We start from the raw sequence: 15,838 nt of genomic DNA, 5'->3' as shown, positions 1-15,838 counted from the left end.
TCATCCCGAGGTCGGGCAATTCAGCGGGCAGCGCCTCCGTTCGCCGTCACCTCGTCGACGGCACCGCGCTCGTCGACGGCACCGCGCAGCCCGGCAGTATGGAGTTCGGGGAGTGGACTGCGACATATTGCACGCGCTTCATTGGCAGGCACACCCAGCATTCGCAGCAGCGCCTCGGCCGCCCGATCCGTCGCCTCGGCGTCGTCGCGGTCCGGTTCGGCATGGATGAGCTGTCCAAGAAAGGTTGCCGCGCCGACGGCGCACACCACGGCGACGTCGACGTCCGTCATCGTGAACCGACCGGACTCGATGCCCGCCTCGATGTCACGCCGGACCCGCGGCGTCAGTCCTTTCTGCGCGCCGAGGAGGTCGAGGGCGCTGTGCAGGATCACCTTGCTGAGCTGAGGTTCACGGCGGTGGAAGCGACCGGTCAACCGGAAGCTGGTCGCAAACGCCACGGCCGGGTCGTCAACGTCCGTCGTGAGTTCGTCGAGGACAGCACCAAGGAGGTCCATGACGTGCTCGACCGCCGCCTCGAACAGCTCGTCTTTCGACGCAAAGTGGTTGTAGAACGAGCCGATCCCAACATCCGCGGCCTGAGTGATCTCCAGCACCGGCGTGTTGGTCTGTCCTTGAGCCAGGAAGGACTGTGCTGCGCGGACCAGTGCGGCGCGAGTCTGCGCCTTCCGCCGATGCGACCGGGTGGGTTCCGGGGACGAGGCTGGGGCTTGGGTCATCACTGGCTCCTTGAAGTCATCCGGTCATCGCAATCCTACCAGCGCACCAACAATAGTGAAGAAATCTTCAACTCCTCTTGACTGACGATATCTTCATAACAGAACATATATTCAGAAAGTGAGGACATCCATGAATGACCACCATGACCACGCCGGGATCCACAGCGACCTGCACAGTGAGCACGGGGCGCTGCGAGGCGAGCACCCCGGACGGGCGGCAAACCCGATCATCAAGGTGCATGACATCGCCTGGCTAGAGTTCCAGAAACCAGACTTGCTCGCTGCAGAGACCTTCGCGCACGCCTTCGGCTTCGCCACCAGCCTGCGCACCCCTGACGAGCTGCACCTGCGAGGCACCGACACCGGGGCGCCGTGCGTGATCGTACGGCGCGGACCGAGGTCGCAATACCTGGGTGCCGCGTTCACAGCGGCCGCGGCCTCGGACGTCCTTCGCCTGGCTGGCGCGACGGGCGCGACCTCGAAAAAGCTACCGGAGACGATCGGTGGCATAGGGGTCGACCTCGTGGATCCGAGCGGCGCTGCGATTCGCGTCGTCGCAGACACGCACAAACTCCCGTCGCTGCCGGCCCAGACGCCCCTCACGTTCAACACCGGCCACGGGCTGGCGCGGGCCAACCAGACCCAGCGGCCATTGCGGCAACCAGCGACGGTCCAGCGCCTCGGCCACGTCGTGCTGCAGAGCACAAAGTACCGTGAAACGCTCGACTGGTACCTGGAGCACCTCGGCCTGATCGTCAGTGATTTCCTCTATTACCCGGGCCAGCGCGAACGCGGTCCGACAATGAGCTTCATCCGCTGCGACCGGGGTTCGACACCGACCGATCATCACACCATCGCCATGACGCTGGGACCGACGAATCGCTACGTGCACTCGGCATACCAGGTCGCTGACCTCGATGCCCTTGCCGCCGGCGGTGAGCTGCTGAACGACCTTGGGTACCACCGTTCGTGGGGGATCGGCCGCCACATCCAGGGCAGCCAAATCTTCGACTACTGGCGGGATCCCAACGGTTTCCTGGTCGAGCACTTCACCGATGGGGACATGTTCGACTGCACCCTCGAGCCCGGTTGGGCACAAATGTCCGCCTCCAATCTCGCCCAGTGGGGTCCTCCGGCGACCAAGGACTTCCTCGGCATGGCCCCTGGCCGAGAGTCGCTGCGTGAGCTGGCCTCGATGGTCTCCGCGCTCCGCGACGACAACGAGTTCGATTTCACGCGCCTGCGCGGCCTGATGAAAGTAGCCACCTCATGACCGTCTCCATCCTGCGTACCGCCGACGATTGGTGGGTCCACACGCCCACCGGCGCCGCCCGTATCGCCACTCCTGCGACCACCACCGGCGAGCTGATCGCCGATCGGGCGGCCATCCACGCCGCGATCGGCGGCGGCGAAACTGTGCCGGTGGAAAGCCTCGACCTCATCTCGCCGATCACAGTGCCGTGCCGCGTGGTGGCCCAGATGACGAACTTCGCCTCACACGTGAGCGACGCCGGCCTGGATCCTAAGAAGATCCCACTGACATTCTTCCGCAAGTCTTCGGGCTCGATCAGCGGGCCCCATGACGACGTCGTCCGGCCCTCGCACGTTCGGTTCCTCGACTACGAGGCTGAGATCGGTCTCGTGATGGGCCAAGAGACCCCGGTCGGCTCCGTCATCACCGCTGAGACGATCGCCGATCACGTCGCTGGGCTCGTGATCACCAACGACGTCTCGGCCCGCGACCTGCAACTCCCGAAGACCCAGTTCTACGAGTCCAAGTCCTACCCGAGCTTCACGCCCACCGGACCGACGCTCGTGCTCTTCGACGCCGAGGACTGGAACCGCTTTGCTGAGCTGCGGCTGCGGCTGTGGGTGAACGGCGAGATCCGCCAGGACATGACGGTAGCCGACATGATCTACCTCCCCGTCCAGGCGTTGCAGGCTCTCACCCGCTTCCAGCACCTCTCCCCCGGCGACCTGGTCCTGACTGGCACCCCTGTGGGCACCGCACTGAGCGCACCACCGAAGCCAGTCGAGATCATCAGCAATCTGCTGCCCCCGGCCACTAAGTGGCGCCTGTTCTTCAAGGCCCAGGGCCGCAATCGAAAGTACCTCAAGAGCGGTGACGTCATCGAGATCGACGTCAGTACCGACGACGGGAAGATCGATCTGGGGCGCCAGCGCACGACCGTGAGGAACAGCCGGTGAACGGCATGCCTCTCTGGCCGCGGTACTCGAGCCCAGATGACATTGTCGACATCGAGAGGACCCCCCTCTCCGAACGCGGGCTTCCGGCATCGACATACGAGCTGCTGTGCCGAGCCGCCCGGCTGTGGCCGGATCGGACGGCGGCGGCAGTACTCGCCAACACCGAGCGCTGGCAGGAAACCGTCAAGCTGACCTTCGCTGAGCTTCTCGCCGATGTGAACCGGATGGCGAACCTGCTGGCAGAAATCGGGGTCGGCCGCCACGACACCGTGGCCTTGCTCTCGCCCAACTGCCAGGAGCTCATCTCCGCGACCCTCGCCGCCCAGGCTGCCGGCATCGCCGTCCCCATCAATCCCGGCTTGGCCCAGAACCACATCGCCGAGCTGCTCCAGCGCTCGGGCGCGCGTGTGCTGGTGGCGGCCGGGCCCGATCTCGATCCCGTCGTCACCGAGGCCGCTTTCAGCCTCGCGAAGAAGGGCCTGCTGGACTACGTGCTCCTCATGTCACCAACCGGGCAGGCATCCGCCGGCCCGGCCTCGAGAGTCGGATCCGCAAGCGTGGACTACCTGAGACGTCGGGCAGCAAACGCGTCATCCGAACAGTTCCACGGTGTCCAGCCGGGACCAGGCGATCTTGCGGCACTCTTCCACACCGGCGGCACGACCGGCACCCCGAAGCTGGCGGCACACACCCAAGCCAACGAGGTCGCCGACGCCTGGATGCTCGCAGCCAACGACCTCCCCGACGAGGACGCCGTGTACTTCGCCGCCCTGCCGTTGTTCCACGTCAATGCCCTCGTGGTGACCGTCCTCGCCCCCCTTTTCAAGGGCCAGACGGTCGTGTGGTCCGGACCGCTGGGCTACCGCGACCCTGCCCTCTACCGCGTCTTCTGGAAGCTCGTCGAGCACCACCGGCTTACAGCCATGAGCGCCGTCCCTACCGTTTACGCCACGCTCGCCGCGACTGAAGTCAATGCCGACATCAGCAGCCTGCGCCACGCCATGGTCGGAGCCAGTCCCCTGCCCGCGGCCGTGCGTGCTGGCTTCGAGACAGCCACCGGCGTCGCCCTCATTGAAGGGTATGGCCTGACGGAAGCCACATGCGTAAGCGTACGGAGCTTCCCAGGCGCCACCGGGAGTTCGCTCGGCGCCCGACTGCCCTACCAAGAGATCAAGGCGGTGCACGTCGACGACGCTGGGCACTGGCATGATGTGGGACCGGGCAGAAGCGGGCAGCTGGTGATCAAGGGCCCGACGGTCTTTCCCGGCTATGTCATCGGCAGCGGCCCCGGCGGCCCCTTGCTCGACGGCCTCGGAAAACTGCGGGACGGCTGGCTCGACACCGGCGACCTCGGGCAGGTCGATGAGGACGGATTCGTCCAGCTCACCGGTCGCGCCAAAGATCTGATCATCCGAGGCGGCCACAACATCGACCCCGCAATCGTCGAGGACGCCCTCCTCACCCACCCGGACGTGACCGGCGCGGCTGCGGTCGGCAGACCCGACCGGTATGCGGGAGAGGTACCTGTCGCCTACGTAACCTTGGCCGCGGGTGCAACCACCAGGTCCGAGGACCTGGTCCGCTGGGCGGATGACCGGGTCGGGGAACGGGCGTCCTCGCCAAAGTCGGTCACAGTCGTCGACCAGCTTCCGGTCACCGCCGTCGGCAAACTTTACAAGCTCGCGCTCCGGGCGGACGCCACCAGGGTAGCGCTGGGTGAGGCCCTGCGGGAGACAGCAGCCGTCCACGCCGTGGAGACCGAGATTGAGGACGGAACGATAGTCGTCACCGTGAGTGCTGACGAGGCATCCCATGCGGCCGTCAAGTGCGCCCTGGACGAATACGGCGTCCGATGGCGGATCACGCATCGGCCCGCACGAAAGGCGGAACGATGATCGTCATCCTCACGATAGCGCTGGTTGGATGCTTCATCATGCTCGCTACGGCGGCAATAGTATGAGCGCCCATAACGACGGCGCGGCGCCCGTGGTCGTCGTCGGCGCCGGCCCGTCCGGACTGGCTGTCGCCACCCTACTCGGCCAGTACGGCGTCGAGTGCCTCGTCCTGGAACGACGGGAGGGCGTCTACCCGCTACCACGGGCGGTGCATCTCGACGACGAGGTCTACCGCATCCTCCACCGTCTAGGCGTGGGGACGCAATTCGCTGGGCTCAGCCGCCCTGCACACGGGCTACGTTTGCTCGCACCCGACCACCGGGTGCTCGCGGAGTTCCAGCGACCGGCCGACGGCGGCGCCCACGGTTATCCCCAGGCGAACATGTTTGACCAGCCGGACCTCGAGCAGCTCATGCGCAACAACCTCCGGATCATGCCTACGGTGACCCTGCGAGAAAATGTCGAGGTTCTCCGCGTGACCCAAGGCAACGCGGCAGTGCAGGTGGACTTCACGGATCGTGCCACAGGCGCACGCGAGTCAGTCCGTGCCAGCCACGTCCTCGGCTGCGACGGTGCCAGCAGCATGGTGAGGGGCGCCATCGGCGCGGAGATGGAGGACCTGGGCTTCGAACAGCGCTGGCTGGTTGTCGACGTCGACACCTCGGCGCAACTGAACCAGTGGGAAGGCATCCACCAGCTCTGCGACTCCCACCGCGCCGGCACCTACATGCGCGTCGGAGAGCTCCGCTACCGCTGGGAGTTCCGGCTGCTGCCCAACGAGACTGCCGCCGACTTTGCGACGATGGATACGCTCCATCAGCTGATCCGGCCGTGGACCGGCGACGTCCCGGCGGACGATCTGCGCGTGATCCGGGTCGCCGACTACACCTTCCGCGCCCAGGTCGCCAACAAGTGGCGCGACCGCCGGGTCTTCCTCCTCGGCGACGCCGCTCACCTGAGTCCTCCCTTCATCGGCCAGGGCATGGGGGCGGGACTCCGAGATGCGATGAACCTGGCCTGGAAGCTCGCCGCTGTTCTCGCCGGCGACCTCCCCGCAACCACGCTGGCCAGCTACCAGACCGAGCGCAAGCGGCACGCGAGAAGAACCATCACCGTCGCAAAGCTGTTCGGCCTCACCATGACCGCGGGTGGTCGCATCGGTACGGCCCTGCGGCGGTTCCTCGCTCCGGGCCTGCACCTCGTGGCGGGCCTTCCCGCACAGTCATGGACAGCTAACCCCCTCGGCTCTCAGCTCTCTGCACTCGCCCGCACGTCCGCCGTCGGACGTATCTGCCCCAACTCCCGCACCTCGGATACCCCGGACGCCAAGCGATTCGATGACGTCGCCGGAAACGGATTCGCGCTGCTAGCTCACGCGATCACCGCCGAGGAGCGCGAACAGATCCTGCACGAGGGCGCGTCGCCCGTCGTCCCCGACCCCGGATCCGAGCTCCACCAGTGGCTCGTCCGGCATCGGATCGCTGCTGCGGTTGTCCGCCCGGATCGCGCCGTGATGTTCACCTCCGCCTCCGTCGCCGGGAGCCTCACCCGGCTGCCGTCGTTCCACTCCGCCAAGGTGAGACCCGGCTGAGGTCGGCGTCACACCCCGCGGGATCAACCGCTCCCATACCCGAACATCAAAGGAACACCATGAACCCCACAACAACCGCAGCCACAGACGAGGACCATCTCGCCATCGACTTCGACAGCACCCAACGGCTCTTCCTCGAAGCGCGGACCGCCAATAGCTTCTCCTCCAAACCCGTCTCAGCCGACACGTTAGCCGCGATCTACGAGTTGACGAAGATGAGCCCCACGATGATGAACAACCAGCCGCTGCGCATCACCTGGGTCCAGTCATCCGAAGGCCGCGAACGCCTTGCCTCGCACCTGGCCGAAGGTAACCAGGAAAAGACCCGCACCGCCCCGGCAGTTGCGGTGCTGTCTTACGACAGCGACTGGCACGAACATTTCCCGACGTTCTTCCCACCCGCACCCGAACGCAAAGCAATGTTCGACGGCGACACAACCATGCGCGCTGAAATCGGCAAAAACAACGCATGGCTCCAATCCGGAATTTTCATCATGGCGGTACGCGCAGTCGGACTCCATGCAGGCCCCATGGGTGGATTCGACGCCGCCGGCGTCGACGCTGACTTCAACGCCGGCACGACACACCGGGCGTTCATGGTGGTCAACGTCGGGGAACCAGGCGAGGACGCCTGGTTCCCACGGCTGCCCCGCCTCTCCGCCGACATCGCCGTACGAACCGTCTAACTGGCCGCATTCCCCAACAGGCAGGGATTTCTCCTTCGCCGCAGCGAAGAAGAAACCCTGCCTTTTGTGCAGCACAGGCCCCGTCGGGGAGCCCGTGCTTTGGCACCGGCGGCCCGGCGCCTACCTGCCTGCTCCCCCGCCAGCCATGCGATACGACTCCTGAAGCAGCTCGTCCAGTTCCTCGACGTCGATCCTTTCCAAGCGGACCAGTACCAGTTTCGGTGACCGTTCGTGGTGGGGCGTCCAGAAGTAGGTGCCGGGGCCGGTCCCTGCGAGCGCTTCCCGCTCCTCGGTTTTCACGGTGAGGACGCCATCTTCCCAGATGCGTGCCATCAGGGTTTTTCCGAACCACGCCGGCCGGCCCCAGCTGGACCGCTCGCTAACCCCCGGCAGTCCACGGCAGATCTGCCGAACATCTTCCTCTGTGGCCATGGTTCACTGTGGCACCGGAGCCCCTGGCCGGGCAACGTCTGCCCTCCCTCGGAAGACCCCCAAGAATTGCTTCGCCCACAGGCGGTCGGTATTGCGGCCCACCTTCCATACGCTGTATGGTTGAACTACCATACAACGTATGTTTCTGCGGTGCATCCCGCATCGTCGACGCCGTTGCCCATACCGCCCTGTACAGAGGAGCAACCTATGACCGTACACTCCACGAACGATCTGCCATCGAACCCGGAAGACGCCGACGCACCCCAAAGACACGGCGCCGGTGGGCGTTCGCGCTGGGATCTCAGCACTCTGCGCGAGTTGTGGCGGTTCAAGGACTACGGCCGGGCGGAGCGAAAGTCGCTGGTCCTGGGCGTGCTGATGAACGGCGGGCAAATGGCCGCCAATCTGGCCGCCCCCTGGCCGCTGGCGCTGGTCATCAACGACCTGCTCCAGGACAAGGGCCAAGGCAACGGCCAGGGCAAGAGCGGGATCCTGCACACCGTCGCCGGGTGGTTCGGCGGTTCGTCGATGGCGATGCTGCTGGTCGCGGCGAGCGCCGTGGTGGTGATCACCGCTGCCGCGGGGATGTTCTCCTACCTGGGCGACATGTACATGAACGGGTCCGGCCAGCGGATCACCTCGCGCATCCGCGCGGATGTGTTCGCTTACACCCAGCGGCTGCCGATGGCCTTCCACGACCGGCAGAACGTTGGCGAGCTGACCAGCCGGGTCGTCTCCGACACGTCAACGGTGGAATCGACCCTGCGGGATGTGGGCACCGACCTCGTCCCGTCCGTGCTCACCCTGGCCGGTACCGCCGCCGTGATGGTCGCGGTGGACTGGCGCCTCGGGTTGATCGGACTCGTCGTCGCCCCGCTGATGTTCCTGACCGCCAACCACTTCGCCGGCCTGACCCGGCAGTATGCCCGTCGCAAGCGCGCCGCCACCGGCTACCTAACCGGGCTCGTCACCGAATCCCTGATGGGCATCCGCACCGTGCACGCGTTCGGCAGCCAGCGGGTGCAAGACCAGCGGTTCGCCACGCAGAACGACAACGTGCTCGGCCTGTCGCTGCGCTCGGTCAAGATCAGCGCCAAGTTCTCCCCCACCCTGCAACTGGTCGCCGCCGTGGGCACCGCGCTGGTGTTGTTCGTCGGCGGTTACGGAGCGCTGAACGGCTGGTGGCAGGTCGGGGTGCTGGTGGTCGTCACCAGCTACCTCAAGACCATGCTCTCGCCGATGAAGTCTCTGGCCAAGCTGGCACCCAGCTTCACCCAGGGCGCCGCCTCCGCACAACGGATCGCCGACATCCTCGACCAGCCCACCGACCACCAAGGCACCGACGAGCCGCTGCCGGCCCGCGCCGACGGCCGCATCGAGCTGCGCAAGGTCGTGCTGGACTACGGCACCGGCCGCGGCCCGGTCTTTACCGACGTGGACCTGACCGTCACCCCTGGCGAGCGGATCGCCCTGCTCGGTGACAACGGCGCCGGCAAGTCGACCCTCCTGTCCGTGATCGGTGGCCTCTACCGTCCCACCACCGGCCAGGTCCTGCTCGACGGGCACTCGGTCCCCGACGTCCCGGAGCACTGGCTGCACCAGCAGGTGGCCATGGTCCTGCAGGACACCTTCCTGTTCTCCGGCACACTGGTCGACAACATCCGTTACGGCCGCCCCGACGCCACGGACGCCGAGGTGGCTGCCGCCGCCGAGGCGGCCCTGGTCAGCGAGTTCGCCGACGACCTCCCCGACGGGCTCGACACCACCGTCGGTACCGGCGGGACCGGGCTGTCCGGCGGGCAGCGCCAACGCGTCGGCATCGCCCGCGCACTGCTCGTCGACGCCCCCGTCGTGCTCCTCGACGAACCCACCGCCGGCCTGGACGTTCGCGCCGAGGAGCTCGTTGTCCAGGCGCTGCGCCGGCTCGTCGAAGGTCGCACGATCATCGCGACGACGCACCGGCCCGCGGTCACTGCCCTGGCCACCCGCACCGTCTACCTGCGCCAGGGTGGCGTCCTGGACACCGAGCTGCCCGGGACCGCACCGGCAGACCCTTCCGCCAATCGCACCCGCCTCACTACCATCGGAGCCCTCTCATGACCACCACCGCGACGAACACCCTGGAGCCGTCCACCGGCCGCACCAAGTCGTCGAAGAACCAGACGTCGACCGCGTCCCCACCCACGGCCGGCGAGGTGGTGCTGCAGGCCCTCCGCGCCCAGACCAGGGCGCTTCGGGACGCCGAGCGCAAGGTGCGCGACGGCGACCCGAAGGGGGTCACCAAGATGCGCGTCACGATCCGCCAGCTGCGTTCCACGCTTCGCGGTTTCTCCCGCGTCCTCGATCGGCAGGTCACCCGACCGGTGTGCGCCGAGCTGGCGTGGCTGGGCCGCCAGCTCGGCGAGGAGAACGACACCCAGAGGACACTCATCGAGCTGAAACGACAGCACGACGCCCTGCCGTCGGAGTTGATCGTTGGCCCTGTGGTCGACGACGCCCGGACCCAGCTGGACCAGCTCGCCGTCAGTAGCAGCCAGACCACCCAGGCCACGCTCTCCAGCGATCGCTATGCCGCGCTCCGTCAGGTGCTGGACTGGCCGCCGGCCGACCCGCCCTTCACCGAGCGCGCGGCGCGGCCCGCGGCGGAGGAGCTGCCAAAGAGCATCGCCAAGGCGCTGCGCACGCTCGACCGTCACCTCGTGGCCGCCCAGGCGCTGCCGGCGGGGACGGAGCGGGACGAGGCACTGCACGACGCCCGCAAGGCCGACAAGCAACTCCGCTACGTGATCGACGTCGCCACCCCCGTCGTCGGCAAACCCGCCCGGCGGCTGGGCCGGCAGGCCAAGAAGCTCCAGGACCTGCTCGGCGACTACCAGGACGCGGTCGTGACCCGCCCAGTGGTGCAGGAGCTCGGTTCCGCCGCGTCGGCCAAAGGTCATCCGACCAGCACGTACTACCTGGTGGACGCTCTGGAGCAGGTCCGCACCGACCGTGTTCTGGAGAAGCTTCCGCGCCGGCTAGGCAGCCTCTACGACGAGGCGGGCTGGCTGCCCGACGCCGCCTCGCTCCAGTACGACCCGGGGACGTCAGCCGCGCGGGCCGGAAGCGGGATCTGAAACGCACCACCCGTGAACCCAGATTAAGAGATGTTGTCGTGGAGTCTCCGTTTCGTCAGCCCCGTCAGCCCTGCATCAACCAACTGACGAGTGACCGTGGGCCCCGTGTCGATTCAAGCTTTCTGCAAGGCGCCTCTGGCAGGATGCGTTCCGACGTATCCCGATTGAACGTGGGGTGGTTGTTGTGTATGAAAACGCGAGGTCGAAACGCTCCGTCCGGTTTTGGGTAGTTTCCATTGCTATTTTGGGTGCCCTTGGGGTCGTGGGCTGGTACGCGATGAGCGTCATTGCGCGCCTGTTGTTCCCTTCCTGAGACCAAATCATTAGTTTCATCTCCTGGACGTTCCTGACAACAATTGCCAGGGAACGACCGGGATTGTTGGCAGCCCCAGCCGAGCAGAGGCAGACAGTCGATGGCTGGGGCGCAACGATCCGATCAATCGAATACAGGTCCCGCGCAAGGCTGAGGTCGCCCGATTACGGATGGCGAGCAGGGGCACGATGGGACATGATCGGAAGATGCGCCGATCCGGAAAGATTCCATTCTGGGCGGTCCCGCCAGCCCTGCGCGGCTACAGGATCGAGTGGCTGCGCCACGACCTGGTGGCCGGCGCCGCGCTCTTCGCAATCCTGGTCCCCGCGGGCATGGCGTACGCCCAGGCCGCCGGCCTTCCACCGGTGACCGGCCTGTACGCGACGGTAGTGCCCCTGCTTGTCTACGCAGCAGTCGGGCCATCGCGTGTGCTGGTGCTGGGGCCGGATTCCGCGCTCGCCCCGATGATCGTTGCAGCCTTGGTTCCCTTGGCCGCGGATAACGAGCAGAAATCCGTTGCCCTGGCTGGACTCCTGGCGATACTGATTGGCGGCATCTTGCTGCTCGGCTCAGTGCTGAGATTGGGCATCGTCACTGGACTGTTGTCGAAGCCCATCCGGCTCGGCTATCTCAATGGCATCGCCTTGCTGGTGGCCGTGTCCCAGCTTCCCACCCTCCTGGGGATCTCCGTAGAAGGCAGTACAGCCTGGGAAAAACTCATCGCCGCCGCACCGAAGGTGCTTGCCGGCGAGACCAATTTGACGGCACTGCTGCTCGGCTTGGTCTCACTGGCGCTCATCTGGGTTCCCCGCCGCCTGAAATGGAGGGTTCCGGGCGTGCTCATGGCGGTGGTTGTGTCCTGCATCGCCGTGGCCCTGCTGGGTCTCCAAGAGCGTTTGAAGGTCACAGGTGCCCTCCCGCAGGGGCTCCCCGCACCGGCGCTGGGCGGAATTGGCTGGGCCGACGTCCTGACACTGTTGCCCGCCGCCGCCGCGATCGCCCTCATCGTCTTCGTTGATACCGGAACTCTGTCCCAATCCCTGGCGGCCGCAGAGGACGGCAGGGTATCCGGCAACCATGAAATGGCAGCCTTGGGTGCGGCGAACGCTGCCACCGGGCTACTGGGCGGCTTCCCGGTGTCGGCCAGCACGTCCCGCACGCCGGTGGCAGTCGAGTCCGGGGCGAAATCCCAGCTCACGGGGGCCGCAGGCGCCGTCCTGGTGCTCGGCTTCATGCTCGTGGCGCCTGGCGTCACCGCGTTCCTGCCGGCCACAACCCTTGCCGCCATTGTCATCGCCGCAGCCGTCGCAATAGCCGACCCGGCCGGTGTGCGACGGCTCATCGGCATGAGCCGCAGCGAATCGTTGGTGATGCTCGCGGCATTCCTGGGGGTCACCATACTGGGCGTCCTCCCGGGCATCGCCGTTGCCATCGGTTTGGCAATCCTGGACTTCCTGCGGCACTCCTGGGACCCCTACCGCGCTGAGCTGGTGGACGTGCCCGGGATTCCCGGGTACCACGACGTGAGCCGTCATCCGGAAGGGGAACGCATCCCCGGCCTGTTGATCCTGCGCTTCGATGCACCGCTGTTCTTCGGCAACGGAGCCTTGCTGGGATCGTTCGTGCGCAACGAACTGGACCAGGCGGAGGACGGCACTGAACGCGTGGTGCTCGCGGCAGAACCAGTCACGGGAATCGACACGACTGCACTGGACGAGTTGGTGCAGCTTGACGAATGGCTGGACCGGCACGGCGTGGACCTGGTATTCGCCGAGCTCAAAGACCCGGTCAAAGACAGATTGTTGCAGTACGGCATGGGCTCCCGGTTCTCACCCGACCATTTCTACCCGACTGTGAGCGAAGCAGTGAGGGCGTTCCAACGGGAGAAACGGGAGGGGTAGGCCACGGCTATCCCCGGTCGTCGTCAAACAGTTCCTGGAGCCGCTGTGGTTACCCCGGCCTACACTGAAACTCTCAATGACAAACCACGGACGTCGTGAAGTAGAAGGCCCGGCCTCTGCGCCTGGGCTCGTGTCAGCCCATCGGAGGTGTCAGCCCATACCGGGCGATGATGTCCGGCAGCCAGGGCGGTTCACCGAACTGAAGACCGTATTCGGCGGCCATTTTGCCAATGACCTCGGGATCCGGCGGACCCGCTTCAAAGTGATCGGCCAGTCCCCAGAAGAAATGCTCAAACCCGGCCGGGCTGATGATCTCAATCATCCGGGCGGGCACTTTGCCGGCATTCCACATCGTGTGGAGCTCCCCCCGCGGTTTCGTGATGTAGCCTCCCGCTCCGAGCACCGCCTCACGATCACCGGACCGGAACCCTATCTCGCCTTCAAGGACGATCGAGTACTCGTCCTCCCTCGTATGGGTGTGCGGGGGGACCAGAGCCCCGACAGGGAACGGGTGCTCCACAATCGAGAGCTGTTCATTGGTATGTTCGCCGAAGAGCTTGAAGACAACACCGATTGTTCCGAGACTGCCCTCCCGCCCGTGGCCTGGCAGCACAACTGTCAACCGCGGAGCCCTTTCAAGGTCCATAACAGACCACCCTTCCAATTTCAATATACAATGGTGTTTACCGAAATTGTCCGACCGGGAAGAAACCGAGTCAATACATTGAGTGAACACCACCGTTCATCCGAGAGCCGCCGCTACGAAATGAGCAAGAGGACAGAAAAGATAAGCGGCACTCACCAGCGCATCGTCGATGCGGCCGTGACCCTGCACGGTTCCATGGGGCCGGCCCGCACCACGATCGCGGGCATCGCCGAAAAGGCTGGTGTTACCAGGCTGACGGTCTACCGCCACTTTCCTGACGAGGAGGCACTATTCTCCGCCTGCTCCTCGCACTGGCTCTCGCAGCAGCAACTGCCGGACCCCGAGGAATGGTCCCGGCACACCGACCCACTCGAACGCCTGACCGTTGGCCTCTCCGATCTGTACCGGTTCTACCGCGGCGGCGAGGCCATGCTCACCCGAATCTATGCGGACTGGCATGCGCTCCCCCAAACACGCCGCACGGCCCTCGAATCCTCGAACGCCCACTTCCGGAGCATTCTTGTCGAGCCGTTCCCCGAGCCGAACAGGAATTCCAGGTTTAACGCCACGCTCAGCCACGCGGTTTCCTTCTGGACTTGGCGATCACTTTGCCATGACAACGGGCTTTCCGACGGTGACGCCGTCGAAGTCATGTCCACCCTGATCACCACCGCAGTCCGCGCTCCAGAGACGCCCGACGCACCCATGCCAGAGAACGCGGGAGTCCGCGGACAGTGAACAGCTAAAACCGGCGGACAGAACCTGCTGCCAGGTCGGCTGCAATTGGTGCCGTGCTTGGCGTTCAGCGGAAGAGAGGCGAGTCCAGAAAGGTGGTCACAACGGCCTGCACCAGACCGGTCTTCGCGAGCCCGAAGAAATGTGTCGTGCCGGGAAAAACCCCGAGGTGCGACGCCGGTACGCCTCACCTCCATAGGGCTGGCTGGGCTGGTCGTCGCCTCGCTTGGGAATGCCTTGGGCGCTGGGCCCACCAGCCACGACCCTGAACCCGCTCCCCCACAACTTCACAGGCGACCGTTCAACCCCAATGGCCAGACGCTCGTCCAGCGGCAGCAGGTCAACCGTAAATCGATGTGACGGTCTTCCCCCGGTGCGAGAATGTCTGCATGCGCACCTTCCTGGAGACCGAACGACTTCTACTCCGGCAGTTCACTCCCGACGATGCCGGACTACTCGTGGAACTGGACAGCGATCCGCGCGTGATGCGGTACATCACCGGCGGAATCCCCACCTCCCGGGGCGAGATAGAAGGCGACTTCCTCCCGGCATTCCTCGACTACTACCAGCGCTTTCCCGGTTACGGGTTCTGGGCCGCGCTCGAGAAGACGACCGGGGAATTTCTCGGCTGGTTCCACTTCCGGCCGGGCCCCGACGATCCACAAGATCAGCCGGAACTGGGCTACCGGCTGCGCCACGCGGCATGGGGAAAGGGCCACGCGACGGAGGGATCGCGGGCGCTGATCGCCAAGGGGTTCACCGAGTTCGGGGTGCAACGGGTTGTGGCCTCGACCATGGCAGTAAACACAGCCTCCCGAAGGGTGATGGAGAAATCCGGGATGCGCCTGGTGCGGGCCTTCGTCGCCGACTGGCCGGTGTCCGTCCCGGGCGAGGAGCACGGTGACGTCGAGTACGCGATCACCCGAGATGAATGGGAGGCTGACAATTCCCGCCTTCGTCGCCAGTGACCCGCCGGCATCAGTCAGCCGGACGTAAAGACCCCACAGCGAGGTCCACGGTCGACTCTGAGCGATTCAACGAGGCCTGGCCAGCGGAAATATCGCAGCGGCGAGGGCCGACAGGTCGGGCAGCGCCGCGCGTCCGCCTTAGGCCGTGAGCTACAAAGATGCCTAGAAACGCCGGAAAGAGGTATTCAAGCAATGACGCGGGCTCGCCACCCTATACGACAAGCTCGCCCTGACGTACCGCCGTCGTCGTTCGCGCGATCACCGACTGGCTCAAAGTAGTAGGAGCCACACCCTGGAGCCAAGGCACGTGAAGGTGGGAGGGCGGCACCAGCCTGGACGGAGAAGACGCTCAGGCTCCCTTGTAGCCGCCTCGACCGATCGGTGTTCGGTCACGAAAGGTCCGAGCAGAATCCTAAGGTGGGGCAATTCCTTGATCCATATACACAGTCACGACGTTCGATGTGCTGCCGTCTAATGCTGTGCCCGTGAATGTTAGTGAAAGGAGCCCAGAACCGTGCCCACATTGCGCGCCATGTGTTGGCCAAGGTTCAAGACCCGGAGCGCCAATTCCGCCTGAGGATCGCCGGCCGCCAGGACCCTCGCCTCCAAA

The 15,838-nt window shown here is 65.6% G+C and carries 13 protein-coding genes; 10 read left to right on the top strand and 3 right to left on the bottom strand.

The window, feature by feature from the left end:
- Positions 1-20: 20 nt before the first annotated feature.
- Positions 21-737: a TetR/AcrR family transcriptional regulator gene (locus C566_RS0101975; protein ID WP_018772646.1), complete on the bottom strand. Its 717-nt coding sequence runs from the start codon at positions 735-737 to the stop codon at positions 21-23.
- A gap of 130 nt (positions 738-867) precedes the next feature.
- On the opposite strand from C566_RS0101975, the gene C566_RS0101970 reads away from it, so the two are divergent.
- The 5 genes from C566_RS0101970 to C566_RS0101950 all read left to right on the top strand — a co-directional run bounded on the left by C566_RS0101970 (position 868) and on the right by C566_RS0101950 (position 7,117).
- Positions 868-2,010, top strand: coding sequence for a VOC family protein (locus C566_RS0101970; protein ID WP_018772645.1), 1,143 nt, complete (start codon positions 868-870; stop codon positions 2,008-2,010).
- Entirely contained in the window at positions 2,007-2,945 is a 939-nt protein-coding gene (locus C566_RS0101965) for a fumarylacetoacetate hydrolase family protein (RefSeq protein WP_018772644.1), read from the top strand. Before C566_RS0101970 ends, C566_RS0101965 begins: the two co-directional genes overlap by 4 nt.
- A 5-nt stretch (positions 2,946-2,950) precedes the next feature.
- Positions 2,951-4,840 (top strand): acyl-CoA synthetase, encoded by a 1,890-nt coding sequence (locus C566_RS0101960; protein WP_043465906.1) that lies wholly within the window; start codon positions 2,951-2,953, stop codon positions 4,838-4,840.
- Positions 4,841-4,901: 61 nt separating this feature from the next.
- Positions 4,902-6,431, top strand: a complete 1,530-nt coding sequence (gene mhpA / locus C566_RS0101955; protein WP_018772642.1) for a bifunctional 3-(3-hydroxy-phenyl)propionate/3-hydroxycinnamic acid hydroxylase MhpA — start codon at positions 4,902-4,904, stop codon at positions 6,429-6,431.
- Positions 6,432-6,490: 59 nt separating this feature from the next.
- The gene (locus C566_RS0101950) at positions 6,491-7,117 is read left to right on the top strand and encodes a malonic semialdehyde reductase (RefSeq protein WP_018772641.1); all 627 of its coding nucleotides are present in this window, start codon (positions 6,491-6,493) and stop codon (positions 7,115-7,117) included.
- 120 nt (positions 7,118-7,237) lie between these two features.
- On the opposite strand, the gene C566_RS0101945 is transcribed toward C566_RS0101950, so the two are convergent.
- A complete protein-coding gene (locus tag C566_RS0101945; RefSeq protein WP_026266281.1) occupies positions 7,238-7,549 on the bottom strand; it encodes an MmcQ/YjbR family DNA-binding protein in 312 nt (103 codons plus the stop codon).
- 207 nt (positions 7,550-7,756) lie between these two features.
- Here C566_RS0101945 and C566_RS20545 point away from each other — a divergent pair, with 207 nt between their 5' ends.
- The 3 genes from C566_RS20545 to C566_RS0101930 all read left to right on the top strand — a co-directional run bounded on the left by C566_RS20545 (position 7,757) and on the right by C566_RS0101930 (position 12,879).
- Positions 7,757-9,649 carry an ABC transporter ATP-binding protein gene (locus tag C566_RS20545; RefSeq protein WP_018772639.1) on the top strand — a complete coding sequence of 631 codons (1,893 nt, stop codon included), beginning with the start codon at positions 7,757-7,759 and terminating at the stop codon, positions 9,647-9,649.
- On the top strand, positions 9,646-10,665 hold the full coding sequence (locus C566_RS20540) for a CHAD domain-containing protein (RefSeq protein WP_018772638.1): 1,020 nt from the start codon (positions 9,646-9,648) through the stop codon (positions 10,663-10,665). Before C566_RS20545 ends, C566_RS20540 begins: the two co-directional genes overlap by 4 nt.
- A 519-nt stretch (positions 10,666-11,184) precedes the next feature.
- Positions 11,185-12,879 (top strand): SulP family inorganic anion transporter, encoded by a 1,695-nt coding sequence (locus C566_RS0101930; protein WP_018772637.1) that lies wholly within the window; start codon positions 11,185-11,187, stop codon positions 12,877-12,879.
- A gap of 133 nt (positions 12,880-13,012) precedes the next feature.
- On the opposite strand, the gene C566_RS0101925 is transcribed toward C566_RS0101930, so the two are convergent.
- On the bottom strand, positions 13,013-13,525 hold the full coding sequence (locus C566_RS0101925) for a cupin domain-containing protein (protein WP_018772636.1): 513 nt from the start codon (positions 13,523-13,525) through the stop codon (positions 13,013-13,015).
- Between the two features lie 120 nt (positions 13,526-13,645).
- Here C566_RS0101925 and C566_RS0101920 point away from each other — a divergent pair, with 120 nt between their 5' ends.
- Entirely contained in the window at positions 13,646-14,263 is a 618-nt protein-coding gene (locus tag C566_RS0101920) for a TetR/AcrR family transcriptional regulator (RefSeq protein WP_155846707.1), read from the top strand.
- A gap of 386 nt (positions 14,264-14,649) precedes the next feature.
- Positions 14,650-15,228 (top strand): GNAT family N-acetyltransferase, encoded by a 579-nt coding sequence (locus C566_RS0101915; protein ID WP_018772634.1) that lies wholly within the window; start codon positions 14,650-14,652, stop codon positions 15,226-15,228.
- Positions 15,229-15,838 lie beyond the last annotated feature (610 nt).

Source organism: Arthrobacter sp. 131MFCol6.1 (genome assembly GCF_000374925.1).
Lineage (GTDB): Bacteria > Actinomycetota > Actinomycetes > Actinomycetales > Micrococcaceae > Arthrobacter.
Note: the sequence above shows the minus strand (reverse complement) of the source record. Positions and strands in the feature narration are given on the sequence as shown.

Coding starts and splice junctions, on each gene's coding strand:
- C566_RS0101970 (WP_018772645.1), top strand. CDS start 868: ATGAATGACCACCATGACCACGCCGGGATCCACAGCGACCTGCACAGT.
- C566_RS0101965 (WP_018772644.1), top strand. CDS start 2,007: ATGACCGTCTCCATCCTGCGTACCGCCGACGATTGGTGGGTCCACACG.
- C566_RS0101925 (WP_018772636.1), bottom strand. CDS start 13,525: ATGGACCTTGAAAGGGCTCCGCGGTTGACAGTTGTGCTGCCAGGCCAC.
- C566_RS0101950 (WP_018772641.1), top strand. CDS start 6,491: ATGAACCCCACAACAACCGCAGCCACAGACGAGGACCATCTCGCCATC.
- C566_RS0101945 (WP_026266281.1), bottom strand. CDS start 7,549: ATGGCCACAGAGGAAGATGTTCGGCAGATCTGCCGTGGACTGCCGGGG.
- C566_RS20540 (WP_018772638.1), top strand. CDS start 9,646: ATGACCACCACCGCGACGAACACCCTGGAGCCGTCCACCGGCCGCACC.
- C566_RS0101960 (WP_043465906.1), top strand. CDS start 2,951: ATGCCTCTCTGGCCGCGGTACTCGAGCCCAGATGACATTGTCGACATC.
- C566_RS0101975 (WP_018772646.1), bottom strand. CDS start 737: ATGACCCAAGCCCCAGCCTCGTCCCCGGAACCCACCCGGTCGCATCGG.
- C566_RS0101920 (WP_155846707.1), top strand. CDS start 13,646: ATGAGCAAGAGGACAGAAAAGATAAGCGGCACTCACCAGCGCATCGTC.
- C566_RS20545 (WP_018772639.1), top strand. CDS start 7,757: ATGACCGTACACTCCACGAACGATCTGCCATCGAACCCGGAAGACGCC.
- C566_RS0101915 (WP_018772634.1), top strand. CDS start 14,650: ATGCGCACCTTCCTGGAGACCGAACGACTTCTACTCCGGCAGTTCACT.
- mhpA (WP_018772642.1), top strand. CDS start 4,902: ATGAGCGCCCATAACGACGGCGCGGCGCCCGTGGTCGTCGTCGGCGCC.
- C566_RS0101930 (WP_018772637.1), top strand. CDS start 11,185: ATGCGCCGATCCGGAAAGATTCCATTCTGGGCGGTCCCGCCAGCCCTG.